Origin of the sequence: Arsenicicoccus cauae, from assembly GCF_009707125.1 — a bacterium.
Taxonomy (GTDB): Bacteria; Actinomycetota; Actinomycetes; order Actinomycetales; family Dermatophilaceae; genus Arsenicicoccus; species Arsenicicoccus cauae.
In genome coordinates this window covers 115,321-140,673 of sequence record NZ_WLVL01000023.1, presented here as the reverse complement: position 1 = coordinate 140,673, position 25,353 = coordinate 115,321, and the positions used below count along the sequence as shown (strand labels likewise).

At 73.5% G+C, this 25,353-nt stretch carries 20 protein-coding genes; 8 read left to right on the top strand and 12 right to left on the bottom strand.

Annotated elements, in window-relative coordinates:
- Positions 1–32: 32 nt before the first annotated feature.
- The 3 genes from ftsL to mraZ form a co-directional block, all read right to left on the bottom strand.
- Positions 33–599 carry a cell division protein FtsL gene (gene ftsL, locus GGG17_RS06970; protein WP_154593026.1) on the bottom strand — a complete coding sequence of 189 codons (567 nt, stop codon included), beginning with the start codon at positions 597–599 and terminating at the stop codon, positions 33–35.
- Entirely contained in the window at positions 596–1,651 is a 1,056-nt protein-coding gene (gene rsmH / locus GGG17_RS06965) for a 16S rRNA (cytosine(1402)-N(4))-methyltransferase RsmH (RefSeq protein WP_311966486.1), read from the bottom strand. The genes ftsL and rsmH overlap by 4 nt, the downstream gene beginning before the upstream one ends.
- A gap of 204 nt (positions 1,652–1,855) precedes the next feature.
- On the bottom strand, positions 1,856–2,287 hold the full coding sequence (gene mraZ / locus GGG17_RS06960; RefSeq protein WP_154593025.1) for a division/cell wall cluster transcriptional repressor MraZ: 432 nt from the start codon (positions 2,285–2,287) through the stop codon (positions 1,856–1,858).
- 355 nt (positions 2,288–2,642) lie between these two features.
- On the opposite strand from mraZ, the gene GGG17_RS06955 reads away from it, so the two are divergent.
- Genes GGG17_RS06955 through GGG17_RS06945 form a run of 3 tightly spaced genes read left to right on the top strand, consistent with a single transcriptional unit; the run spans position 2,643 to position 7,309 of the window.
- Positions 2,643–3,647 (top strand): AAA family ATPase, encoded by a 1,005-nt coding sequence (locus GGG17_RS06955; protein ID WP_289032517.1) that lies wholly within the window; start codon positions 2,643–2,645, stop codon positions 3,645–3,647.
- Between the two features lie 15 nt (positions 3,648–3,662).
- Positions 3,663–4,976 carry a DUF58 domain-containing protein gene (locus GGG17_RS06950; protein WP_154593024.1) on the top strand — a complete coding sequence of 438 codons (1,314 nt, stop codon included), beginning with the start codon at positions 3,663–3,665 and terminating at the stop codon, positions 4,974–4,976.
- A complete protein-coding gene (locus GGG17_RS06945) occupies positions 4,973–7,309 on the top strand; it encodes a transglutaminase TgpA family protein (protein WP_154593023.1) in 2,337 nt (778 codons plus the stop codon). The genes GGG17_RS06950 and GGG17_RS06945 overlap by 4 nt, the downstream gene beginning before the upstream one ends.
- Positions 7,310–7,395: 86 nt before the next feature.
- Here GGG17_RS06945 and GGG17_RS06940 read toward each other — a convergent pair whose 3' ends face one another.
- The 5 genes from GGG17_RS06940 to GGG17_RS06920 all read right to left on the bottom strand — a co-directional run bounded on the left by GGG17_RS06940 (position 7,396) and on the right by GGG17_RS06920 (position 12,346).
- Complete coding sequence (locus GGG17_RS06940; RefSeq protein ID WP_154593022.1) at positions 7,396–9,042, bottom strand: RNA polymerase sigma factor; 1,647 nt, start codon at positions 9,040–9,042, stop codon at positions 7,396–7,398.
- Positions 9,043–9,307: 265 nt separating this feature from the next.
- The gene (locus tag GGG17_RS06935; protein ID WP_154593021.1) at positions 9,308–9,703 is read right to left on the bottom strand and encodes a universal stress protein; all 396 of its coding nucleotides are present in this window, start codon (positions 9,701–9,703) and stop codon (positions 9,308–9,310) included.
- A gap of 45 nt (positions 9,704–9,748) precedes the next feature.
- The gene (locus GGG17_RS06930) at positions 9,749–10,972 is read right to left on the bottom strand and encodes a DUF4192 domain-containing protein (RefSeq protein WP_154593020.1); all 1,224 of its coding nucleotides are present in this window, start codon (positions 10,970–10,972) and stop codon (positions 9,749–9,751) included.
- Between the two features lie 109 nt (positions 10,973–11,081).
- Positions 11,082–11,492, bottom strand: coding sequence for a YkvA family protein (locus GGG17_RS17130; protein WP_288800144.1), 411 nt, complete (start codon positions 11,490–11,492; stop codon positions 11,082–11,084).
- Positions 11,493–11,638: 146 nt separating this feature from the next.
- Positions 11,639–12,346: an EcsC family protein gene (locus tag GGG17_RS06920; RefSeq protein WP_288800142.1), complete on the bottom strand. Its 708-nt coding sequence runs from the start codon at positions 12,344–12,346 to the stop codon at positions 11,639–11,641.
- Between the two features lie 83 nt (positions 12,347–12,429).
- Here GGG17_RS06920 and GGG17_RS16390 point away from each other — a divergent pair, with 83 nt between their 5' ends.
- On the top strand, positions 12,430–12,882 hold the full coding sequence (locus GGG17_RS16390; RefSeq protein WP_288800140.1) for a SufE family protein: 453 nt from the start codon (positions 12,430–12,432) through the stop codon (positions 12,880–12,882).
- Positions 12,883–12,884: 2 nt separating this feature from the next.
- Positions 12,885–14,609: a DNA polymerase gene (locus tag GGG17_RS06915; RefSeq protein ID WP_311966485.1), complete on the top strand. Its 1,725-nt coding sequence runs from the start codon at positions 12,885–12,887 to the stop codon at positions 14,607–14,609.
- 15 nt (positions 14,610–14,624) lie between these two features.
- On the opposite strand, the gene GGG17_RS06910 is transcribed toward GGG17_RS06915, so the two are convergent.
- A complete protein-coding gene (locus GGG17_RS06910; RefSeq protein WP_288798353.1) occupies positions 14,625–15,539 on the bottom strand; it encodes a PAC2 family protein in 915 nt (304 codons plus the stop codon).
- A 124-nt stretch (positions 15,540–15,663) separates the two neighbouring features.
- Positions 15,664–16,914 (bottom strand): S1C family serine protease, encoded by a 1,251-nt coding sequence (locus GGG17_RS06905; RefSeq protein WP_154593018.1) that lies wholly within the window; start codon positions 16,912–16,914, stop codon positions 15,664–15,666.
- A 191-nt stretch (positions 16,915–17,105) separates the two neighbouring features.
- On the opposite strand from GGG17_RS06905, the gene GGG17_RS06900 reads away from it, so the two are divergent.
- Both GGG17_RS06900 and GGG17_RS06895 read left to right on the top strand, forming a co-directional pair.
- Entirely contained in the window at positions 17,106–18,209 is a 1,104-nt protein-coding gene (locus GGG17_RS06900; RefSeq protein WP_230082769.1) for a DUF8744 domain-containing protein, read from the top strand.
- Positions 18,206–20,932, top strand: coding sequence for a multicopper oxidase domain-containing protein (locus tag GGG17_RS06895; RefSeq protein WP_154593017.1), 2,727 nt, complete (start codon positions 18,206–18,208; stop codon positions 20,930–20,932). Before GGG17_RS06900 ends, GGG17_RS06895 begins: the two co-directional genes overlap by 4 nt.
- A gap of 36 nt (positions 20,933–20,968) precedes the next feature.
- Here GGG17_RS06895 and GGG17_RS16385 read toward each other — a convergent pair whose 3' ends face one another.
- A complete protein-coding gene (locus tag GGG17_RS16385; RefSeq protein WP_230082768.1) occupies positions 20,969–22,120 on the bottom strand; it encodes a glycoside hydrolase family 3 C-terminal domain-containing protein in 1,152 nt (383 codons plus the stop codon).
- Between the two features lie 3 nt (positions 22,121–22,123).
- Positions 22,124–23,362: a glycoside hydrolase family 3 N-terminal domain-containing protein gene (locus tag GGG17_RS16380; protein ID WP_230082767.1), complete on the bottom strand. Its 1,239-nt coding sequence runs from the start codon at positions 23,360–23,362 to the stop codon at positions 22,124–22,126.
- A 673-nt stretch (positions 23,363–24,035) separates the two neighbouring features.
- On the opposite strand from GGG17_RS16380, the gene GGG17_RS06885 reads away from it, so the two are divergent.
- A complete protein-coding gene (locus GGG17_RS06885) occupies positions 24,036–25,334 on the top strand; it encodes an HNH endonuclease signature motif containing protein (RefSeq protein ID WP_154593016.1) in 1,299 nt (432 codons plus the stop codon).
- Positions 25,335–25,353: the final 19 nt, after the last annotated feature.

Below are 25,353 nucleotides of genomic sequence, written 5' to 3'. Positions count from 1 at the left end.
GTGAGGCGCCGATCGGGCGGTTGCGACGCGGCTCAGCGGGTCGCGGCCGGGGCGGCGAGAGCGGCGAGCCCGCCCACCAGGCCGTTGCCGAGCCCGAGGCCGGAGACGGCGGACGCGGCGGCCAGGGTGGAGTCGTCGGGGCGGGCCTGGGGGGCGACCGCCTGGCTGCCGGTCATCACCGTGAAGTCGCCCGTCCGGGTCGCGGGCCTCGCCAGGCCGGAGACCTTGCCGGTGGCCGGGTCGAGGAAGGCCGGGGAGTCTGCCGGGCCCATGCCCAGCTCCTGGGCCTTGGTCGCGAGGTGGTTGGGCGACGACACCGCGTTGATGTCCTGGCGCAGCGCCGCCGACTGGTCCCGCAGCGTCGCGGACCGGTCCTGCAGGTCGTTGAGGGCGTAGGAGCCCTGCGACAGCGTGATGTTGAGCAGCAGCGCGGCGAGCAGGCCCAGCGTCAGGAGCACGGCACCGAGGACCACGAAGGGGACCTGGGAGGCTCTGCGGCCAGCCATGCGCACGACCTCCAGGTGGGGACGCTGCCCGACGGCACGATCGTAGGTGCGGGTCGGCCCTGGGCGCGGGCTGACGGTCTGCAGCAGGCTCATGAACGGTGTCCCTTCCGGTGGGCTGGCCGGGTGGTGCGGTGCGGGCGGGTGGTCGGCGTGGTGGGCGGGGACGTGCGGACGCGCTCGGCGGCCCGGAGCCGGGCCGAGGCGGCGCGGGGGTTGGCGGCCGTCTCCTCGGCGTCGGGCTCCTCGCCACCGCGGGTGAGCAGTCGCAGGTAGGGCGCATGCTCGGGCAGCTCGACCGGCAGGTCGGGTGGCGAGGTGCTGCGCGCACCCGCGGCGAGGACCTGCTTGGTGAGCCGGTCCTCGAGGGAGTGGTAGGCCAGGACGGCCAGGCGACCCCCCACGGCGAGCGCGTCGACGGCTGCGGGCAGGGCCGCCTCCAGCGAGGCGAGCTCGCCGTTGACCTCGATGCGCAGGGCCTGGAAGGTGCGCTTGCCCGGGTGGCCGCTCTGCCGCTGGGAGGCGGCCGGGATGGTGCGGCGCAGCAGCTCGACCAGGCGTCCCGACGTGCTGAACGGCTCGATCTCGCGCTCACGGACCACGGCCGAGGCGATCTGCTTGGCGAACCGCTCCTCGCCGTAGGTCCGCAGGACGCGAGCGAGGTCGCCGTGGGCGTAGGTGTTGAGGACGTCGGCGGCTGTGCGGCCGGTCGACTGGTCCATGCGCATGTCGAGGGGTGCGTCGACGCGGTAGGCGAAGCCGCGGTCCTCCTCGTCGAGCTGCAGGGAGGACACCCCGAGGTCGAGCAGGACGCCCTGGACGCCGTCGACGCCGAGGTCGGCCAGCACCTCGCCGATCTCGTCGTAGCGGGCGTGCACCAGGTCGACCCGGTCCCCGAAGGCGGCGAGCCGCTCCCCCGCCAGCCGCAGGGCCTCGGTGTCCCGGTCGATGCCGACCAGACGAGCGCGGGGGCAGCCTGTGAGCACCGCCTCGGCGTGCCCGCCCATGCCGAGCGTCCCGTCGACGTACACCGGCCGGGCGCCGTCGACGTCCTCGGCGAGGGCCGGGGAGAGCAGGCCCACGATGCGGTCGCGCAGGACCGGGACGTGACGGCCCGCGGCACCTGTGCGCGCGTCGTCCTGCTGCACGTCGGCCCCTCTCTGTGCGTGACTGCGTCGTGGTGGTGGGTGGGTAGTGGTGGCGGGTGGGTCGTGGTGGCGGGTGCTGAGTGGTGATGGGCCCTCGGACGAGGGGCCCTGGCGTCCGGTCCCCAACCGCTCCGCTCGATGTGTCCCGAGACCGGGGAAGGTGCCGCGGGGCACGAGGAGCGGGTGGAGGCCGGGCGCCAGGGATCACAGCAGTCCGGGGACCACCTCCTCGGCCTGGTCGGAGAAGGCCTGCTCGGTGGAGGACAGGTAGCGCTCCCACGCCTCGGTGTCCCAGACCTCGACGCGCTCGCCCGCACCGATGACGGTGCAGTCGCGGCTCAGCCCGGCGTACTGCCGCAGGGCCGCCGGGATCGTGATGCGGCCCTGCTTGTCGGGCACCTCGTCCGAGGCCCCCGACAGGAAGACGCGCAGGTAGTCCCGCACGGCCTTGCTGGTCATCGGCGCGGCGCGCAGCTGCTGGGACACGCGGACGAACTCGTCCATGGGGAACACGTAGAGGCATCGCTCCTGGCCGCGGGTCACGACCAACCCCTCGGCCATGCGCTCGCGGAACCTGGCGGGGAGGAAGAGCCGGCCCTTGTCGTCCAGGCGCGGGTTGTGGGTGCCGAGAAACATCGTGGCCCCTCCCCGTCGGCTCGCCGCGTGCTCTGACATCCCCCACTTTACTCCACCACTCACCACGGTCAATCGTAGATCGCGCGGTTCGCCGTTATTTTTTCGTCATACCTGCTGGTCAGAGGTGGTGGTAGGAAGTGGAGGGCGGCGGGAGCCCCGGGGCCGCCACAGGCGGACCAAGCGGCACAAAGCGCTCCACTCCCGTCCCCTCACCCCCCGCGGCACCCGTCGGTGGACGGGGGGTGGTGGGAAGTGGGGAACGAGCGGTCCGCCTTGGCAGCGGGCCCGATATCCATAGAGTTGCCCTGACGTCCCGGTGGACCCGGCACCGGACCGCACAGACGGGGGCACCGTGATCCATCGCACCGAGACGCACCGCGCGAGCACGGCGACGGAGGTCGCCGAGACCGCCGAGGCCGTATGCCGCGCCGTCTCCACCGTCATCGCAGGCAAGGACGAGCAGGTCCGCACCGCCGTCACCGTCCTGCTGGCCGGGGGCCACCTCCTGCTCGAGGACGTGCCGGGCGTGGGCAAGACGATGCTCGCCAAGGCGCTGGCGGGCGCCATCGATGCCACGGTGCGTCGCGTGCAGTTCACCCCCGACCTGCTGCCGAGCGACATCACCGGCATCTCGGTCTTCAACCAGGAGAACCGCAGCTTCGAGTTCCGGCCGGGGGCCGTGTTCACCAACCTCGTCATCGGCGACGAGATCAACCGCGCGTCCCCCAAGACGCAGTCCGCCCTGCTGGAGGCCATGGAGGAGGGGCAGGTCACCACGGACGGGGTGAGCCGCCCCCTCCCGCGGCCGTTCATGGTGCTGGCGACCCAGAACCCGCTCGAGATGGAGGGCACCTACCCCCTGCCCGAGGCCCAGCGCGACCGCTTCATGGCCCGGCTGTCCATGGGCTACCCCACGGCCGACGCCGAGACCGCCATGCTGGCCGCGCACGGTGAGCACCGTCCGCTGCGGGACCTTTCCCCCGTGACCGACGCCACCACGGTCGAGCAGCTCGTGGAGTCCGTGCGGCACCTGCACGCGGGCGAGGCGGTCCAGCGCTACGTCGTCGAGCTCGTCCGCGCCACCCGCACCTCCTCGGGCCTGCGTCTCGGCGCCAGCCCGCGGGCCGGGCTCCACCTGCTGCGCGCGGCCCGGGCCCGCGCCGCGATGTCCGGGCGCGACCACGTGCTGCCCGACGACGTGCAGCAGCTGGCCGTCCCCGTCCTGGCCCACCGCGTCCTGCCCGCCGGGGGCGCGGGCGGCCTGGGCGGCGCCCACGGTGCTGCGGTGGACGTCATCGAGACCCTGCTCGCGCAGGTGCCCGTGGTCGGCGTCACCGGTCGCCGACCCGGCTCGCGCTGAGCCCACCGCCGGCTCATGCCCCGACACGATGCCGCCCTCACGACCCGAGGCCAGTCCTTCCTGGCCTCGGGGGTGGTGCTGCTCGGCGCCGGTGCCGCCCTCGGGCTGGGCGACCTGCTGCGCATCGGGACGGTCCTGGTCATCCTCGCCGTCGGTGCCTGGGCGCTGTCGCGCCGTCCTGCGAGCTGGCTGCACGTCGAGCGCGAGGTCGAGCCCGGCCGGCTCGCCGTCGACGAGCTCGGCACCGTCACCCTGACCCTGCGCAACGCGGGACGCCGACGCTCCCCTCTCGTCCTCGCGCAGGAGCACGTCTCCTACCCGCTGGGTGACCGGCCACGGTTCGTCGTGCCCTCCCTGCGCCCTGGTGCGCACCAGGTCGTGCACTACCCGATCGGCTCGGTCGTGCGGGGTGAGCACGTGCTCGGCCCCCTCTCGGTCCGGGTGCGCGACGGGTTCGGGCTGACCAGCCGGATGACCCGGCTGACCGGGTCCCGCACCGTGCTGGTGGTCCCCCAGGTGCTCCCCCTGGACGCGTCGGCGCTCCCGGGGTCGGGACCCGGCCAGGACGACGACGTCGCCGACAGCGTCGCCCTGCACGGGGAGGACGACGTCACGATCCGCCAGTACCGCCAGGGCGACGAGCTGCGCCGCATCCACTGGCCCGCCAGCGCCCACACCGGGTCGCTCATGGTGCGCCAGGAGGAGCAACCGTCCCGGCGCCGGGCCGCCGTGCTCCTCGACCGCCGGGTCACGGCGCACGCGGGCGACGGGCCGCACAGCTCCTTCGAGTGGGCCGTCACGACGGCCGCCTCCGTCGTGAGCCACCTGCAGGACCACGGCTACGACGTCGACCTGGTGACCGACCCGGTCAGCGGGCACGAGCGCCCCGCGACCCTCGACGAGGCGCTGACCACCCTCGCCCGCGTCGTCCCGGTCGAGCAGGACGGGCTCGCCGGTGCGGCCGACGTCCTGGCCCGCGGCACGGCGGGCCTCGTGGTGGCCGTCGTCGGGCCCGGCAGCCGGGCCGACCTCGAGGCCCTCGCGACGAGCCACCGCACCGGCACGACCTCGCTGGCCGTCGTGGTGGACAGCCCGACCTTCGGTCGAGCTGCGGACGGTCGATCTGCCGAGGCCCCACCGGAGGGCCTGCCCCCCGCCTCCCGTCCGGACGACGCCACGCACGCCGGGCCGCGCCCCGGGCGTCTGTCGGCAGCCGCGAGCGTCGAGCTGCTGCGGCGCTACGGCTGGCGCGCCGTGGTCGCCGGCCACGGCACCACCCCCGCCCAGGCCTGGCGAGAGATCGCGTCCACCCGCAGGAGCGTCCGATGACGCGGGCCCACCTGCGCGAGACCGCACTGTCCTCCCTGGCCGTGGTGGTCGCAGCCTGGCCCATCGGCACGCTCCTGCGTGACTCCAGCTGGACCGGCCCCATGCTGCTCGTCGTGGGCCTGGTCGCGCTCGTCGGCGCCGGCCTGCGCTCGGTGCGCGCGCCGGCGTGGGGCGTGGTCCTGACACAGCTGCTCGCCGTGAGCATCGCCGTGTGCCTGCTCCACGACCTCGGCAGCGGCCCTGGCGGACTGCCGTGGACGGACGTCGGGTCCCGGCTCGTCGACCGCCTCGAGGAGGCGGGACGCACCATCCGCTCCTACGCCGCCCCGGCCCCGGCGACCCGGGGCCTGGTCACGCTGATCTCGCTGCTGACGGGACTGGTCGCCATCCTCGTGGACCACCTCGTCGTCGCGCGGCGCGCCGCGACCGTGGCGGGGTTCCCGCTCCTGGTCGTCTACCTCGTCTCCGTCGTCAACACCCCCGTGGCCCTGCCGGCCGTGTACTTCCTCCCCCTGGCGCTCCTGTGGCTGCTCCTGCTCGTCGAGCAGCACGGCTCGCAGCTGCGCCGGTGGGCCACGCTCGCCGCAGCCCCGTCGCGCAGCTCCAACGTGGACGACGCCGCCACCGTCGTCAGCAGGTTCTCCGGGCGGTCCCGGGCCGTGGCGGTGGCCGTCGTCCTCGCGGCCGTCGGCATACAGGCCCTGCTGCCCGACCTCCCGACCCGGTTCCTCAGCGAGGGGCTCGGTCGTCAGGAGCAGGCGGGTCGAGGCACCCTCAGCTTCACCTCGGACGTGGACATCACGCGCAGCCTGGGCTCCCGCGACCCTCGCCCGGTGCTCACCCTCCGCACCAGCGACGGGAGCGAGCCGCCGCCGCTCGCGGTCACGATGGCCAAGCAGTATGTCGACGGCCACTGGCGCATGATCCCCACACCGCCCCCCGCGGACCAGGCCCAGCCTGCTCCCGGCCGCACCCTGGGCCTGCCGGACGGCATCGCGCCCGATCTGCCGCATCGCTCGGTCACGGCGCGCGTCAGCGACAACACCGTGATGCGGCCACCACAGCTGGCGGCACCCGTCCCGGCGCTGTCCGTGGGAGCGGACGTGCCGTGGCGCCGGGATGCGACGACCGGCCTCGTCTCCGTCGGCCGCGCGGCCGAGGACTACTCCGTGTCCTATGCCGTGCCCACGCTCACCCCCGCGCAGCTGGGCGGCGGGACCAGGGGGTCTGCCTCGCAGCAGCCGTACGCCACCTCGGCCTACGACGACACCGACTACCTCGACGTCGACCCCGCCTCCCGCGAGCTCGTCGACCGCACGGCGCAGGAGGTCCTGTCGTTGGCCGAGGTCGAGCGCTACGGCACGCCGGACGGCGCCTACGCCAAGGCCATGGCCATCCAGCAGTACCCCCGATCCCCGTCCTTCATCTACAGCCTCACCCTCGCCCCCCTCACCGAGGACGAGCGTCGCCGCGGCGTCGAGCCCGACGCGGTGAGCCACTTCCTCCGGACGCGCCGGGGATACTGCACCCAGTTCTCGACGGCCATGGTCATGATGGCGCGCTCGCAGGGGATCCCCGCACGTGTCGTGTTCGGCTTCCTGCCGGGCTCTCTGCAGCCTGACGGGACCCGCGTTGTGCGGGCCGCCGACGCTCACGCCTGGCCCGAGCTGTTCATCGACGGGGTGGGGTGGACCCGCTTCGAGCCCACGCCGGGCGGCCGTGCGGGTCTGCCCCCGGCCTGGGCGACCCCTCCGACCGCTCCCACCGCGTCGACGTCCACCGCCGCCCCGACGACCACCTCCACCGCCCGGCCGCGACCCACCGAGACGGATACCACCCCCGCCGCGGAGGCCGAGCCCGGTGCGCTGGACCGGCTGCGGGGCTGGTTCACCCCCGCCCGCACCCTCACGCTCGGGCTGCTGCTGGTCGCGGCCATCGCCCTGGCGGTCGCTCCGCTGCGCGCCGCCCGGGCGCGCCAGCGGAGGCTGGCGCGGGCGGGCACCCCCGCAGCAGCCGTGGAGGCGCACTGGACGAGCCTGGCGGAGCAGCTGCACGACCTCGGGCTGGGCCCGCCCACCGGGCTCACACCCCGGGCGCTCGCCGGCCACTACGACCGCTACGCGCTGCTGCCGGACGACGGGAAGCGCGCCCTCACCCGCGTGCTGTCGGCGGTCGAGCGCGCCCGCTATGCCCCGCCCGGGGCGCCGGCGTCACCTCGCCAGGTGGCGGCGGACGTCCAGGTGGTGCGGCGCACCTTTGCCCGCACGCGGTCCTGGCCACAACGGCTGCGGGCGGTCCTGCTGCCCACCGCGGCTCGGGGTCGAGCAGACTGACGACGCGGGGATGACGAGGCAGCCAGGACTCAGCGAGGCCGGCACCCGACGGGGTGCCGGCCTCGGCCGTCTCGTCGCGGGAGCCGTCAGTCGAGGTAGTCCCGCAGCACCTGGCTGCGGCTGGGGTGCCGCAGCTTGGACATGGTCTTGGACTCGATCTGCCGGATCCGCTCTCGCGTGACGCCGTAGACCTTGCCGATCTCGTCCAGGGTCTTGGGCTGGCCATCGGTGAGGCCGAACCGCATCGACACCACGCCCGCCTCGCGCTCGGACAGGGTGTCGAGCACCGAGTGGAGCTGCTCCTGCAGCAGGGTGAAGCTCACGGCGTCGGCCGGCACCACGGCCTCGGAGTCCTCGATGAGGTCGCCGAACTCGCTGTCGCCGTCCTCACCGAGGGGGGTGTGCAGCGAGATGGGCTCGCGTCCGTACTTCTGGACCTCGACGACCTTCTCGGGGGTCATGTCGAGCTCCTTGGCGAGCTCCTCCGGGGTGGGCTCGCGCCCGAGGTCCTGCAGCATCTGCCGCTGCACGCGAGCCAGCTTGTTGATGACCTCGACCATGTGCACGGGGATGCGGATGGTGCGCGCCTGGTCGGCCATGGCCCGCGTGATGGCCTGACGGATCCACCACGTCGCGTAGGTCGAGAACTTGTAGCCCTTGGTGTAGTCGAACTTCTCGACCGCGCGGATCAGACCGAGGTTGCCCTCCTGGATCAGGTCCAGGAACAGCATGCCGCGGCCGGTGTAGCGCTTGGCGAGCGAGACCACGAGGCGCAGGTTGGCCTCGAGCAGGTGGTTCTTGGCCCGCTTGCCGTCCTGCGCGACCCACCACAGCTCGCGCTTGAGCTTCATGTCGATCTTGTCGCCGGAGTTGAGCCGCTCCTCGGCGAACAGGCCGGCCTCGATGCGCTTGGCGAGCTCGACCTCCTGCTCGGCGTTGAGGAGCGCGACCTTGCCGATCTGCTTGAGGTAGTCCTTGACCGGGTCGGCGGTGGCCCCCGCCGTCACGACCTGCTGCGGCGGAGCGTCGTCCTCGTCGTCCTCGCGGTAGACGAAGCCGCCGTCGGTCTCCTCCTCGTCGTCCTTCTTGACCCCCTTGGACCGGGCCGCGCCCGCGTCGCCCTGGGGCGCCTTGGGGTCGACGACGCTCTCGTCGTCGTCCGCGTCCTCGGTGCTCGCGGCGTCGTCCTCAACCACGACGTCCTCGACGTCGTCCAACGTGGCCGGGCCGTCGTCCGACACGTCCACGTCACCGGTGGGCTCCTCGGGCTCCGTCGCCTCGGGATCCGTGCCCGCGGCGACCTTGCCCGCCGCCTTGGCGGCCGCGCCCTTGGCGGCCGCAGCGGTCTTGGCGGTGGACTTCTTGGCCGGCGCGGCGGCGTCGGCGGCGGCACGCGTCGTGGCGGCCTTCTTGGCGGGGGCCTTCTTGGCAGGAGCCTTCTTGGCGGTGGCCTTGCGCGTGGAGCTCGAGCGACCACCGGCGGAGGCTGCGACGGCTCGCGCGTGGTCGGGGTCCAGGGTGACCGTGATGCCCGCAGCATCGATGGCCCGCAGGACGGCCTTCATCCGACGGGGCTCCAGGGCGACCTCGTTGAGGGCGGCCCCCAGCTGCTGGGAGTCGATCGAGCCGTGGGTGGCGCCGAGCTGGAGCAGCGCCTGCAGGGAGGGGTGCGCGAACTCCGGAGGAAGGGAGGCGGCATTGGGTACAGTGGTCACAACAACCTTTCGTCGCATGACGTGGGCGCGTGGAACCGTCGATCGTCGCAGGACGAGACGCAGGAGCCACGGGACGGCGGGTGCGCTGTGGGCTGGTGCAGCCTGTCGTGGCAGGGTCTGCGGGGGGCTGACCATGGCCTCCGGTGCGCTTCCCCACCATTATAAGTCGACCGGAGTAGTCGGGGCGACGAAAGCACGGGGAAGGCGCACCCAGCCTGCCCCCGGCGACACGGCCCGAGCAGTCGACCAGCGCGGCGACTTGGCGGCGCAGCGACTCAGAGACTCAGCGACTCGGTGGCTTGACGGTCAGCACCGGGCAGGTGGCGTCGAGCAGGATCCGCTGCGCGCTCGACCCGAGGATGAGCTTGCCGACCGGCGAGCGCCGCCGCAGCCCGATGACCAGGCAGCTGGCCTCGACCTCCTCGGCCACCCCGACCAGCTGCTCGGCGAGGTCCTTGCCGCCGGGGGCCCGGCGCTCCAGGCCCAGGCCCGCCGCGGACACCTCCGCCGTGACCTCCGCCACCACCGCCTCCATCGCCGCGCTGCTCTCGGCGTCCGGTGCGGCGCGGCCCGTCTCGACGAGGACCAGGGGCACGGAACGGATGACGGCCTCCTGCGCGGCACGGGCCAGAGCGGCGCGACCCTCGGGCGTGGCGACCAGGCCGACGACGATGGTCATGACAGTCCTCCGAGCAGGTGGGGGCGAACGACGATCGCCCCGAACCTATCCCATCGGCTCGACGGCGCGCGCGCCCCGCCCCTGACCGTCGTGGTCGTCCCCGCCGCGACCGACCACCTCGGAGTACACCGCGAGGGACTCGACGGCGGGCAGGACGAGTCGCGCCATCGTCTGCCCGGGGTCCACGGCGAGTGCCCGTCGCAGCGCCGCGACGGCGATCATGTGGTCGCCCAGGGACCACGCGACGACCCCCGCGACGGTCAACGACCCCCCGGCGTGCTCCGGCGGGACGACGCGGCCGACCAGCAGCAGACGCTCGAGCAGCGCCTCACGCCGCCCACGGTCGGCCGACCCCCACCGCACGGGGCGGCCGAGGTGGCGTCGGCAGAGGTCCAGCAGCTCCTGAGGCAGCAGGGCCCCCGGGGCCAGGCCGGGCGAGCACCAGGCGAGGAGCGCGTCGCGGACCACCTTGTCCCGGGCCACCGCGACGGCGGAGACCAGGTCGCGGGCTGTCCAGTCGTCGCGCGTCGGCACCGACGGCAGGCCGCCGTCCACGCAGTGCTCCTCCCCCACTCCCAGCAGGCGGGCCCATGCCCGCAGCCCCTCCTCCACGTCCCCCGGGGCCGGCACCGTCCGGGCGGTCAGGGCGGTCAGGGCGGACCGGACGTCGCGACAACGGTCGTCCTCCGGTGCGGCCCGCACCCGGGCCAGCGCGGCCTCCCGGTCGGCGAAGGGCGCGGAGCCAGCGAGGACCAGGTCGGTGACGGCCTCGACCTGGCTCGGGTCGGGCAGCGGCTGCAGGCGGGTGGGCCGGCACCCGGCCTCGGGAGACAGCATCGACCACCAGCCCCCCGCGCCGATCACGACGGCGTCGACGACCTCCATCTGGGCACGCCTCGCCAGCTGCAGGACCTCGTCCATCAGGGCGCAGCCCCAGGCCGAGGCAGCGTCGTCGCGACCTCCGCTGCCGGGCAGGTACCCGGCGACCACGAGGTGGCGGCTGTGCCGCGCCATACGGCCGTGGACGGCGTCCCAGAGGACGGCGGCGGGGGTGCCGACCGGCGGCAGGTCGATCCGCGCGCACGGGCCCACGCGCAGGCTCCCGGTCGAGGAGGGGACGAGGCCGAGGACCACGAGGCTCTCGGTCGGGTGGAAGCCGAGCAGGTAGGGCAGGGTCGCCACCAGCTGGCTGCTGTCACGCACGGACGCGACGGGGGTGTCGGCGGGGGCGCTCGGGGACGGGACGGAGGTCTGGGGGAAGGACGTCATGCCCCGACCATGGACGCCACAAGGCGCGCCGACCAGGGGCGGTCGGCGCGCCTGTGGACAGGGACGCGGATTGACTCGTCGCGGACGGCGGCCTGTGGACGGAGGACCGTCAGCGCACGACGCGCCCGTCGACGGTGACCGTGGCGGGATCGCCCTGCCGAGACCCGCGGGGGCTGCCAGCCTGCTCCCAGCGCAGGAAGTCCTCGGTGGTGCTGATCAGCTGGGCCGCGGCCCAGGCCAGGACGAACGCGTCGTCCCCGACGCCGAGCAGGGCGAACAGTCCCTCGGGCACGAGGTCGACCGGGCTGATGACGTAGGCCACCGCCGCGGCCAGCGCCAGCAGCTGGGCACGCGTCGCGCCGGAGTACTCCCCCGACCTGACGGCGCCGACCAGCCGGGGAAGCGCCTGGAGCCGGGTCGAGAGGCTCGGGGAGCCGGGGCGCGCGGCCGTGCGCACGGCGCGGCCGAACGACCAGACGGACGCCCAGCGCGCGGTGGGGCGGGATGCTCGGGGGCTCACGGGACCTCCAGGTGCTTCGACGGCTCGAGCGTTTCGACAGCTCGAGTGCTGCGACTGCGTGGGCTGTGCGGACTGGACGGGGGTGGAGCACCACGTGGCGCTCCACCCCTCTCAACGAACCACCCGCGAGGGGGATTCCCCCGCGGTCAGGCCGCGGTGGCCGGGAACTGCTGCTGGGCGTCGGAGGCGATCTTGGCGAGGAGGTAGTAGTCCATGCCACCGCCCACGACGCCGCCCACGAGCGCCAGGCCCTTGCCGACGACCTTGGCGAAGCCCTTCTGCCCCAGGGTGGAGATGAGCCGGAAGCCCACGCCCTTGTTGATCATCATCACGGCGGAGGCCGGCAGGTGCTGGCTGGCGAGGCTGGATAGGCGCCCCGACGTGAGCACGCCCGCGCGGCGCAGCAGGTCGTCGTCGGCATCCGCACCCACGAGCGTCAGCAGGATCGCCGAGCGGACCTCGGGCCGGGTGATGTCATAGCCGCGCACCCGCGCGATCGAGGCGACCATGCGCGTGGCGGTGAGGTAGAACTCCACGACGTTGGCCGGGAGGGCCACCGGCATGGTGATGAAGCCGCCGAGCCCGGTGACGAAGCCACCGGTGGCGGCGACCCGCTTGTGGTCCTTGATGATCTCCGCCACGGCCTGCTCCGGGGTGCGGCCACGCAGCGCCTTGTCCGCGACCTTGGCCGCGCCGTCGAGCGGGCCGGCGCCGTCCACGCCCACGTCGAGGAGCTTCTGCACGAGGTCCTCGACCGGGCCGTTGAGCCGGGACTCGCCGGTCCTGGGGTCGGTCGCGTGCTGGCCGACGGCCTTGTTGATGAGGGAGCCGGTGATCCTGTCGAAGATGCCCACGGGCAGTCCTTCCTGTCTGTGGCGGTGCTGGTGCGCTGGCGGGCCGCGCTCGCGGAAGGAGCGTGGTGGCGCACACTGGGTCGGTGAGCGACATACCCGGCACCTCCCCGTCCGACACCTCCGGGCTGCCCGAGACCGTCAGCGAGCTCGTCGAGGACCTTGCCGGGCTGACGCCGAGCGAGCGCCTGGACCTGCTCCAGGAGCTCGCCGACGACCTGCCCTCCCCGCCCGAGCGGGTCCAGGGCGACCCTGGGTTCGAGCGGGTCGAGGAGTGCCAGTCTCCCGTCCACGTCCTGGCCCGGGTCGAGGAGGGGGTGGTCCGGCTGTATGTCGATGCGCCGCCCTCCGCCGCGGCCACCCGGGCCCTCGCGGCGATCCTGCACGAGGCCGTGGACGGTGCCCCGCCGGCGCAGGTGCTGCGGCTGCCGGCCGACCTGCCCCTGCGTCTCGGCCTGGACGGCACCGTCTCCCCGCTGCGGCTGGGCGGCATGGCCGGCATGCTGGCGCGCGTGCAGCGCCAGCTCGCCGCGGCCTGACCGTGCCTGGCGGGCTACCGGGGGCCCTGGGCCTCGCCGTCGCCGAGGGGCGCGGCGTCGTCGTCGCCCCCTCCGGCGCGGTCGTCGTGGCGCCGTGCACGCTGGGCGAGCTCGTGCCGCGGCTGCGGCAGCTGGAGCAGGAGCAGCGGCCGCGGTGGGTGTGGTGGCAGGCGGGCCGTGACGCCCGTCCCGTGGTGGAGGCCGGCGTGCACCTCGCCCGGTGCTGGGACGTCGCCGAGGTGCACCGGGTGCTGGCGGGTGGCCTCGCCGCGGACCCCGGCACGGTGTGGGCGCACCTGCGCGGGCTGGACCCGGCGGGCGTGCCCCAGGTCGCGGAGCCGGACCTGTTCGCGCTCGTCTCCCCCGCCGCGCAGCTCGACCCCGAGACGCTGACGACCGCCGACGGCCACCTGCGCGCGGACGCGGTCCAGGGCAGCTGGATCACGACGCCCGCGCGGCTCGCCGCGTGGGCGCGGGCAGCGCTGACCGCCGCGGAGCAGCAGCGCGCCGCCCTGGCCGGCGCGCCGCGTGTGCCGGACTCCGGCGGCAGCCCGCGCGACGCCCGGCGCCTGCTCGCCACGGCCCTGTCCGAGTCCGCGGCGGCCCTGCTCTGCGTCGAGCTGGAGGTCCACGGCCTGCCCATCGACCGCGCGGCGGCGACCGCGCTCATCACGGCGGCCGCCGGACCACGCCCACGCGACGAGGCGCAGGCGAGCGCCATACGAGCCGAGCGGGACCGAGCCGTCCTCGTGCACGTGCCCGGGCGCGAGCGCACGGACCTGCGAAATCCGCTGCAGGTCAAGGAGATGCTGGCGTCGGTCGGGGTCAACGTGGACAACACGCGCAAGTGGACGCTGGCGGCCCATCGCGGCTCGCACCCCGTCGTCGAGGCCCTCCTGACCTGGCGCAAGGCCGAGCGCGTCGCCACGACCTATGGCTGGCACTGGCTGGAATCGCACGTCGGGGAGGACGACCGCCTGCGGGGTGCCTGGACCGCCTGCGACGGCGGAGCGGGTCGGATGACGGCCGCCAACGGCCTGCACAACCTGCCCGCCGAGCTGCGACCCGCCGTGGCGGCGCACCCCGGTCACGTGCTCGTGCGCGCCGACCTGGGCCAGATCGAGCCGCGGGTGCTGGCGGCGGTGGCCCGCGACCCGGCCTTCGCGGACGCCAGCCAGGCGGCCGACCTCTACTCACCCGTCGCCGCCGAGCTGGGGGTCGACCGACCGGTCGCCAAGGTCGCGGTCCTGGCCGCGATGTACGGACAGACGTCGGGCTCCGCGGGCAAGGCTCTCAAGCGGCTGGACCGGGCCTACCCGACGGCCATGGCCTACCTGCACCGGGCCTACGACGCGGGGGTGCGCGGCGACGCCGTGGTGACCTGGGGCGGGCGGCGGGTGCCGATGTGGCAGGGCCCGCTCTCGGAGGCGCAGCGCGCGGCGCGCGGGAGGTTCGCCCGCAACGCGGTCGTCCAGGGCGCGGCCGCGGAGCTGTTCAAGGCGTGGGCCGCGACCGTGCGCGCCGGCGGGCACCCCCTCGGGGCTCGGATCGTGCTGTGCCTGCACGACGAGCTGCTCGTGCACGTCCGCGAGGCGCACGCCGAGGAGACGGTCGCCCTCGTGCACCGCAGCCTCGACGAGGCGGCGGCGCGATGGACGGGCACGCACCGGGTGCGCTTCGTGGCGGACGTCAGCGTCGTGCGCCGGTGGTCCGAGGCCAAGGCCTGAGGCTCAGGCGGCGCCTCAGCCCTCGCCGTCGCTGTGGGTGCGCAGGAACTGCTCGAACTCGGCGCCGATCTCGTCGGCCGTCGGCAGCTCGCCGATGCTCGGCGCCAGGAGGGTGGGCCTGTCGAGACCGCGGGTCCACTGGTCGTACTGCCCCTCGAGGGCACGTACCACCTGCAGCACCTCCTCGCTGCCGCCGATCTCGGAGTCGATGGCCTCGCGGTTGGCCCCGGCGACGGCCGCCAGCTCGGCGGTGGGCAGGGCGAGCCCGGTCGCGCCGGACACCGCCCGCAGGCCCGTGAGCGCGGCGTCGGCGAAGTCGGTCTGGGCGAGGTAGTGCGGCACGTGCACGCTGAACCCGATGGTGTCGTAGCCGGACTCGCCGAGCCGGAGCTCGAGCAGGGACGCGAACGACGCGGGCACCTGGACCTCGCCGAACACCGGGTTGTTGTCGGGGATCAACGCCGCGTCGGAGGCGTGCGCGGTGAGGCCGATGGGGCGGGTGTGCGGGACTCCCATGGGTATCCCGTGGACGGACACGGTGAGGGACACCCCGAAGGTCCGGACGAGCCCGCGCACCGCCTCGGTCATCCGCTCCCACTGGTAGTCCGGCTCGGGGCCCGTCAGCAGCAGGAACGGCGTGCCGTCGACGTCGAGCACGCGGTAGAGCACGATCGCCGGGTCGTCGTAGGCCATGTAGCGGTCCCGGTCGAAGGTCATCAGCGGCCGGCGCCCGCGGTAGTCGAGCATCTGGTCGACGTCGAAGGACGCCACGACGGAGTGGTCGAGCGCGCCCAGCAGGTGGTCGGAGATGAGCTTGCCGGTGTGACCGGCGTCGATGAACGCGCCCATGGCGACGACCAGCGACGACGCACGCATGTGCGTGGGGTCGCAGTCGGTCTCGAAGCGGTAGAGACCCGTGGGGTCCTGCACGGTGTGCCTCCTGCTGGTCTGGCTGATCGGCCGGTCTGGCTCGTTGCTCCGCTCCCCGTCATCGCGTCGGGAGCGGCCTTCTCCCCCAGGGCAACGCCCGTCACGCCGAGCACATTCCGAGGCGTCAGGCGACCGTGCTGGTGCCGAGGGTGACGCTCGTCGAGCGGGTCGTGCCCGAGGGGTCGGTCCACGTCACGGTGACGCGGGTGCCCGGGTACTCGTCGGACAGGTCCTCGCTCAGGTCGGTGCCGCTGGTGACGGTGTCCCCGTCGACGGCGGTGATGGTCGACCCCGCGGTGATGCCGGCCGCGGCGGCGGCCCCACCGGCGACCACGTCGGCCACGGCGGCGCCGGACGGCATACCGGTCGCTCCCCGCGAGCCGCCGTAGCCCCCGGCCGTCACGTCGGTCACCTGGACGCCCAGGGCCGCCCGCGCCCCCACGTGCACGTCATCGGACCGGACGCCCGCCGTGATCTGGTCGGCAATGGCGAGCGCCTGGGAGATCGGCACGGCATACCCGTCGATGTCCCCGCCGGAGGTCGCCGCCGTGTCGATCCCGATCACCCGGCCGGAGGTGTCCAGCAGCGGGCCGCCCGAGTAGCCGGGCACGACGTCCGCCGTCGTCCGGATGAGCCCGGTGAGCTGCTCCCCGGAGCCCACGGAGGTCTCGTCCTGCGCGGTGATGGTCTGGTCGAGGGCCGTGACCGAGCCGGTGACCTGGTAGATCGCGCCTTGACCGCCACCTTGACCCACCGCGACCACGCTCTGGCCGACCTGCGCCGGCGACCGGTCGACCGTGACCGTGGACAGCCCGCTCGCGCCCGAGAGCCGCAGCACGGCGACGTCGTGCGCGGCGTCGTGCCCCACGACGGTCGCCGGATAGGTGCGCCCGGTGGTGGTGTCGGTGACGGTGATCGAGGTCGACCCCTCGACGACGTGGTAGTTGGTGAGCACCTCGCCGCCGGCGGTGAGGATCATCCCCGTGCCGGCGCCTCTGCCGTCGGGCAGCACGGTGTCCACCATGACGACCCCCTTCATCGACGCGACCTCGGTCCCCGAGATCGTCGAGCCGTCCGCGGCCCGGCTCAGGTCGGACGAACCGGTGGCGTCGAAGCCGGAGCTGCCGGACCCGGAGCTGCCGAGGCCCTGGCCGGCATACCCCGGGGAGCCACCGTGACGTCGGGTCCAGGTCGACTGGTCCTCGGTCGTGGCGCCCGACTCCTCGGTCGTGGCGCCCGACGCGGGCACGACCGTCGCGGGCGCGCTCACCCGCGACTGCGCGGCACTCAGGCCCGTGGCGACGACCCCCGGGGTGGCGGCGAGGGCGACGGCGGCTGCCGCGGTGGCGGCGATCCTGGCGGTGATGGACGGCATGGCTTGTCCTGGGGCGAGGTCCCGGTGGTGGGAACGGGTGGTGCGGGTGCGTCGAGCCCCACGCTCGTCCCCCCGGCTCGCAGGCTGGTGTAGGTCGCCTATGACCTGCCTGTGAGCGCCGGCCCACGTCACCGGGATCCGGGCCGACCCCCGGTCCGGGCGAGCCCGATCGATTTACTACACTCGGACCTGTGATAAATCTGCAGGAGGCAGCCGCGCTACGCGTCCCCCGGCTGCCGCTCCTGCTCCCCGCCGGGCTGGCGCTGCTCGCGGGCCTCGACGCGGCCCTCATCCTCCTGCGGGTCCCCGCTCCCGTCGGCTCCGAGCGGCTGCCGTCCGTGCACGGTCACCTCATGGTCCTGGGCTTCGTCGGCACCGTGATCGCCCTCGAGCGGGCGGTGGCCCTGCGACGCACCTGGGGTCTCGCCGCTCCGGTCCTGCTCGGCCTCGGGGCGCTCGCCCTGATCACCCCTGTCCCTAAGACCGTCGGGACGGCGCTGCTGCTCGCCGGCACCCTCGCGCTGGGTGCGGTCTACGTCCCTCTCCACGCCCGGTCCCACGACCCCTCGGTGGCCGTCCAGGCGCTCGGGGCGGTCCTCGCCGCGGGGGCGGCGATGCTGCTCCTCGCCGGCGCCCCCGTCTCCCTCTCCCTCACCTGGCTCGTGGGCTTCGTCGTCCTGACCATCGCCGGCGAGCGCCTCGAGCTGGCCCGCCTCGCTATGCTGCAGCCCCGCGTGCCGGCCCAGCTCGTGACCATCTCCCTGCTGTATGCCGTCAGCGCCGCCACCGCGCTCCTCGCCCCCGGACCCGGCCACCGCCTCGTCGGGGCGACCGTCCTGGCGCTGGGGGTCTGGCTCGTCCGCCACGACGTCGCCCGGCGCACGGTCCGCGGCTCCGGCCTGCCCCGCTACGTCGCGGTGTGCCTCCTGGCGGGCTACGCCTGGCTCGCGGTGACCGGCGCGCTGTGGGTCGTCCACGGCGCGATCACCGAGGGCCCGGCCTACGACGCCGTCGTCCACGCGGCCTTCCTCGGCTTCACGATGTCGATGATCATGGCCCACGCCCCGGTCATCCTCCCCGCCGTCCTGCGGCGCCCGCTGCCCTACAACCCCCTGCTCTACGTCGGCGCCGGGCTGCTGCACCTCACCCTGCTCGTCCGCGTCGTCGGCGGTGACCTGCTCGGTCACCAGGCGCTGCGCGTCGGCGGGGGCGTGGGCAACGTCGCCGCCGTCCTGCTCTTTCTCGCCGGCGCGGTCGCGCTGGTCGTCACCGCTCCACGGAGGATCTCGTCATGAGCCTGCTCACGCCCGGCGGCAGCCGTCCGGAGACCCCGGGCACCCCGACGAACGGCCCCGGCCCCCAGGGCTTCTCGGACCGCGCCCGCTGGCACGTCCGGTCCTTCCTGCCGGTCCTGGTCTGGCTCGTGGCGGCGGCCGTGGTCTCCGTGGTGCACCGCTTCGTGCCCGGCTCGCGGTGGATGCTCGTCCACTTCCTGCTGCTCGGTGCCGTCAGCAACGCCATCGTCACGTGGACCTGGCACTTCACGGGTGCGCTCGTGCGGCGCCCCGCGTCCGCCACCGAGACCCAGCACCAGGTCGTGCGCCAGATCCTGCTCAACGTGGGCGTCGTCGGGGTGAGCGCGGGCGTGGTCGGCGGCCAGCTGCGGACGACCGTCGCCGGTGCCGTCGTCGTGGGTGGCGTCCTCGCGTGGCACGGCGTCGCACTCGGCATCCGGGCCCGTCGCTCCCTGTCCAACCGGTTCCGCCGCACCATCACCTACTACACCGCCGCGTGCCTGCTCCTGCCGGTCGGGGCGGCCCTCGGGGCGTTGATGGCCGCGGGTCGCTCGGACGAGTGGCAGTCCCGGCTGGTCCTCGCGCACCTGGCCCTCAACCTGCTGGGGTTCGTCGGGCTGACCATCCTCGGCACGCTGGTCACGCTGTGGCCGACCATGCTGCGGACCCGCCTCGAGGAAGGCTCGGAGCGCACCTTCGCCGCCGTGCTGCCGATCCTGCTGGGTGCGATCGTCGTGACCGTGGCCGGGTCGGTCCTCGGGCTCACCTGGGTGGTCGCGGCCGGACTCGTCCTGTATGCCGCCGGCACCGTCACCCTGCTGATCCCCCTGGTGCGGACGGCCGTCCGCAAGCCGCCGTGGCAGTTCTCGACCTGGTCGGTGGGCGCGGGGATGGTGTGGCTCCTCGTCGCCCTCGGCCAGCTGGTGTGGCTCGTGGTCCGCACGCCACGGGTGGCGCGGGTGCACGACGACCTCGGGCTGGTGGTGTCCTCGTTCGCCGTCGGGTTCGTGGCGCAGGTGCTGTTCGGCGCCCTGTCCTATCTCCTGCCGGTCATGCTCGGCGGGGGCCCGGCCGCGGTGCGGCACACCACCTCCATGACCCAGCGCTTCGGCGCCTGGCGGGTGACGGTGACCTCGCTCGGCCTGCTGGTCTGCCTGCTGCCCGTCCCGAGCCTGGTGCGGGTCACCGCCTCGGTGCTCGTGCTCGTGGCGCTCAGCTTCACGCCCCCGCTGCTCGTCCGGGCCGCCGTCGTGGCCCACCGCCTACGCACCCACCCCGAGCTTACCCGCGCCTTGCCGCTCCCCGAGCGGCGCGCCGACGGGGCGCCGACGCCGAGCCACGAGCGCGAGCGCGGTCGCCCCCTCGGTGGCCTCGTCGCCGGGCTCGCGGCGGTGCTGCTGGCCGTGGCCGGAGGTGTCGCCATGGACCCCGCCGCGGTGTTCCGCAGCGACGCCGCGGGTGGCGTGACCCCCACCGGGCGGACCGTCGACGCCACCGTCACGGCCCAGGGGATGCGCTTCACCCCCGACACCGTGACGGTGAACCCCGGCGACCGGCTCGTCATCACCGTCACCAACACCGACGCCGACGTGCACGACCTCACCCTCGAGACCGGCGAGCAGTCCGGGCGCCTCGCGCGCGGGCAGAGCGCCAGGATGGACGTGGGCGTCGTGGGCCGGTCCGTCGAGGGCTGGTGCTCCATCGTCGGGCACCGGCAGATGGGCATGGTCTTTCACGTCCGCACGACCGGCGGCGACGACGTGGCCGCCGCGCCCGGCGTTGCCGGGGCGCTCGCCGGGGGTGGCCATGGAGGTCACGCGGCCGGTGGCGCGGCCAGCCCGGAGGTCGACCTCCACGGCACCTTCCCCGCCGACTTCACGGCCCGGGACGCGACCCTCCCGCCCGCGCCCGCAGCCACGCTCCACCGGATCACCCTGCGCGCCCAGGACGTCGACCTGCCGGTCGGGCCCGGCGTCACCCGGCGCATGTGGACCTTCAACGGCCAGGCGCCGGGCCCCGCCATACGAGGCAAGGTCGGCGACCGGTTCGAGATCACCCTGGTCAACGAGGGCACGATCGGCCACTCCATCGACTTCCACGCCGGGGCCCTGGCCCCGGACGGGCCGATGCGCACGATCCAGCCCGGGGAGAGCCTCGTCTACCGCTTCACGGCGACGCGCTCCGGCATCTGGATGTACCACTGCTCCACGATGCCCATGTCGGTGCACATCGCCGCCGGCATGGCGGGCGCGGTGATCATCGACCCGCCCGGCCTGCCCAGGGTCGACAAGGAGTACCTCGTCGTGCAGTCCGAGCTCTACCTCGGGGCGGGCAACGAGCCCGCGGACGCCGCCAAGATCGCCGCCCACCAGCCCGACGCCGTCGTCTTCAACGGCACCAGCGGGCAGTATGACGCCCGCCCCCTCACGGCGAAGGCCGGTGAGCGGGTGCGGTTCTGGGTGCTCGACGTGGGTCCGGACGAGCCGACGACCTTCCACGTCGTGGGCGCGCAGTTCGACCGGGCGTTCAAGGAGGGCACGTGGGTGCTGCGCGCCGCACCGGGCGAGCCGGACGCACCCGGCGGATCCCAGGCCCTCGACCTCGGCGCCGCGCAGGGCGGGTTCGTCGAGATGACCTTTCCCGAGGCCGGCCACTACCCCTTCGTCAACCACATGATGAGCCGCGCCGAGAGCGGCGCGCACGGGATCGTCGAGGTCCGCTGACGATCCCGTGCGCGTGGGCTCTTGCTCGGCGCCTGCTCAGCGACGGCGGTTGATCACGCCCTTCCACCCGAGGCCGAAGCCGAAGGAGTAGGTGTTGCCCATCGAGTCGCGGTAGGGCGTCATGTCCTCGCCGACGTCCTCCAGCTGGGCCTCGACCGCGTCCATGTCCTTGGGGCTGGTCATGGGCAGGCGGCCGCGCGGCTCGTGCTGGCCGAGCGCCGTCTCGATCAGCGCCTGGTCGCTGACGGAGTAGCCCACGAGGATGGCGTCGACCCGGCGCTCGAACTCCGCGGGGATGAAGCTCGTCTTGGCCTTGACGCTCGCGATGATCGGGATGTGACGGCCCGTCCGACGCTCGACCGTCCGGACGGCGTCCGCGGCCCGCAGCACGGCGGTGAGGTCGCGCTCGTTGCCGATCTTGGACGTGGCGCCGTAGTACGAGCGGTTCTCCTGCGTGCCGTCCTCGCGCAGGTCACCGGCGATGGAGGTGCGGCGCACGTGCGGGCCCGTCGCGGTGTAGGGACGCCACTGCAGGGACAGCGGGTAGAAGCTGCCGTCCTTGTTCATGCCGGCGCCGGTGAAGTTGTCGCCGTTGTCCGGTCCGCGCAGGCCGGCGAGGACCAGGTCCACGGACGACAGGTCGGGCAGCGTGTAGTCCACGACCTTGCCGGATGCGTCCAGCACGGGAGTGTCGGTCAGGACCTTCTTGAAGTAGCGCTTGGCGGTGTCGACGTCCATGGTCGGCCCGACCACGTCGGTGGTGGCCTGCGAGAACACGCTCGGGAAGCCGTGGGCGATGGTGCTGGGGATGTAGACGGTCTTGTTCTTGAAGGACGCCAGCGACGACTTCTTGACCGTGCGGCGGGCGTTCTTGAGCATCACGACGGAGTCGAGCTGGGCGGCGATGCCGCGCATCTGCTTGTCCTTGCTCGCGACCGTGGCCTGCGACCTCGACAGGTCGAGGTAGGGGTTCTCGAACAGGCCGGGGGCGAAGAGCATCCGCAGGATCCGCTCCCCCGACTGCCGGAACCGCACGTCCGCGCTGACCGGGACCTTGCCGGCCTCGAAGTCCTTCTGCCACATGGCGTGTGCAGCGAGGACGGGGACCGTGTCGTTGTTGCCGCCGAACATGTCCAGCCCCGCGCGCAGCACGGCGTAGTGCCGCTCGTTGACCGAGGCCTTCTCCATGCCCTAGGCCATGCCGAACGGCGAGCTCGGGTCGGTGTAGCCGCGCGTGACGCCCCAGTCGGTGCAGATGACGCCGTCGTAGCCGGCGTTGCGGGCCGGGTCGATCTTGACCTTGTCGTAGGCCGAGCCCACCCGGTTGCCCGTCAGGGGCGAGCCGTCCTTGGCGATGGCGATCGAGTAGCTGCTCATCACGGCCGTCGCGTCGCTCGCCGCCTGGAAGGGCTTGAGGTGCTCGGCCCAGTTGTTGCCGGGGTAGACGGCATACTTGCCGGCGTTGAGGTGCGACTCACGACCCGCCTCACCGGCCCCGTCCCCCGGCCAGTGCTTGATCATCGTGTTGATCGAGTCCTCGCCCCAGCCCGTCGGGTGGCCGTAGAGGTCGTAGGTGTTCTGCGAGCCCTCGACGTAGGCCTTGGCCATGGTCGACGCGAGCGCGGTGTTCTCGCCGAAGGTGCCGTCGACGCGCAGCCAGCGGGGCTCGGTCGCGAGGTCGATCTGCGGCCCGAGGGCGGTCGTGATGCCCATGGCGCGGTACTCCTCGGAGGAGGTGCTCGCGAAGTCCAGCATCGTCTTGCGGGAGAAGGTCGCCGCCAGGCCGAGGTTGGACGGCCAGCGGGAGATGTCGCTGCCCGCGGCGTTGTATGCCGAGTCGTTGGCCGCCGTGGAGCGGGGATCCGAGGAGAAGTTGACCGGCACGTAGGGCAGGCCGCTCCTGGCCCGGGTCTCGGCGTAGGCCTGCACCTGGTTGACCCAGGTGACGGTCGCCTTGACGTCGTTGGAGCTGGCGTTGAGGACGTTGCGCAGGTGGTCCACGCCGAGGTACTTGCGCTGGGGGTCGGTCAGCCCGGCGGCGGCGTTGCGCTCGTGGGAGCTGAAGAGCATGAGCCCGGCGACCTGCGGGATGGTGAGCTCCTGGGCGAGAGCCTTGGCTCGCTCGTTCGTGGAGCGGCGCCAGTCCTCCCACACGTCCAGCCTGCCGTTGGCGTTCATGTCCTTGAACGCCAGAACGGCCTCGTCCGTCGTGACCCGCAGCAGCTTCACGCTGCCGCCCGGGACATAGCTGAGGACGGCGCCGCCGGCGGGGTTGGTCACCTGGGTGAACGTCGTCCGGCCGTCGGTGACGGTGCGCTCGGTGGGGGTGGGCAGGGCCGGGTCCGCGTGGGCGGTGCCGGCCGTGGCGGCGGCGCCGCCGAGCGCCAGGGCACCCGCGAGCGTCGTGGCCAGGAAGGGGGTGGTGCGCATCGGTGCTCCTTCGTGCCGCGGCCCGGTGCTGGTCGCTCCGTCGCGACCCGAATCCCGGCCTGGATGCGGTGAGTAGCAGAGATCCTGGCATCGGCCATCTCCCCCGGCAACGGGACGGAATCGGTTAGGCCGTTCAGGGCCGCCTCTTCGCACTGCCCTGCTACCTCCCCGCCCTGCGGGCGGAAAGGACCACCATCATGAGCGAGTCAGGCGACGCGCCAAGCACGTCTCGCCGTACCGGCCAGGCGCCCGTTGTCCGCGCCTCCCCTATTGCCCGACTGAATTTCAGCAACGTGCATCGGAGCTCGGCACAAAAACGCTCCACTCACCCCGATGCATCCGTCGCAAGGCCGTTATCACGACGTTTGTCACCGCATTCTTGCCACCTGGACGAAAACGGTCGAAGGGCCGAATTCCCCCCAGGTCGTTGGCGGTCCAGGTATGGCAGCGCGCGCCTGCGGCGTCCCCCGAGCCTCCTGCTGAATCACTCGAGGGACGGGGCCGGGCAGAAAGACCAGTGGGATACCAAGGGATTATCCTGAACCGATGTCCAATACCGTTCTTGAGGGCGCTCCGACGCGACCATCCGTCATTCTTCTGGACCCTCGGTGAGGTTTTCTGCATCCAGGTGACTTCCCTTTCTTGACGGGCGCCTGATCGATAGAATAGAGCCATGAACTTCACCGATGTCGTCACCGCAAGAGGGGTCCTCACCGAGGCCCTCACCGCGCTGCGCACGCTCGGTGAGGGTCTGGCCTTCGTCCAGGAGGCGGACCTCGGAGACCTGGCCCGCGAGGCCTCGCAGGTGACGGCTCTCGCGCGTGGGCTGCTCACCGCCACGACGATGGAGGCCGAGGCTCGCGGGCTCCTGGTCACGTCGGGGTCGGGCAACATCGCGCAGTGGCTCCTCGACCACGAGGCGGCCACCCCCGAGGTCGAGCGCAACACGATCGCACGCGCCGTGCGCGAGACGCGGCGGCGCGAGCTGGCTCCGCTCCGCGACGCGATGGCGTCGGGCGAGGTCAGCCCGGGCGACGCGATCACGGCCGCGAGGACCTTCGACGACCTGCGCCTCGCCACCGACCCGGCCATGCACCCCGACATCGTCGACGCCGTCATCGAGCTCGCCCCGGTGGGGTTCAACCGCAGCAGCCTTCGGCGGTTCCGCACCGAGATGCTCGCGCGCTTCGGCACGGCCCGCGACGAGGACCACGAGCTCGACAAGGCCACCCGCCGGGGCGTCACCGGCTGGCACGAGCTGCCCGACGGCACCTGGCGGTTCGAGGCGACCTACGACACGCCAGACAAGGTCGTGCTCGACGCCCTCTTCAACGCGCTCGGTGCTCCCCTCCCCCAGTCCGACGGCATGCCGGACCTGCGCACCCCCGGGCAGCGCCGCGCCGACGCCCTCGTCCAGGCCGCGCAGCTGGTCGCCCGGATGGGCACGACGGGCCCCACGGGCACGGACGCCCGCGTCAACCTCATCCTGCCGATCGAGTCGCTCACCCACGCCACCGGCGAGGGCGCCACCGCCGGCTCCGACGAGCGCGGCACCCCCCTGATGCCCGCCACCGCGCGTCTGCTCTCGTGCTGCGCGACCGTCACACCCATCTGGGTCGACACCGACGGCCGGCCCCTCCACGTGGGGCGCAGCGCCCGGCTCGCGACCGCGGAGCAACGACGCGCCCTTGAGGTGCTGGACGGCGGATGCACCTTCCCAGGCTGCACGGCGCTCCCGTCGTGGACGCAGGCCCACCACATCGTCCATTGGGCCGACGGCGGGCAGACCAACCTCGACAACCTGGCCTCGCTGTGCGGCCCGCACCACCGGTTCATCCACCAGCACCACATCACCGGTCACGTCGACAGCACCGCCCCGAGGGGAGGGCGCAGGGTGAGGTGGCACGTCATGCGCGTCGGGCTCGGATGGAGACCGGCACCACCGCCCGAGCCCGACGAGGCCGTCGCCTGAGGCCAGCCTCGTTCCCCGC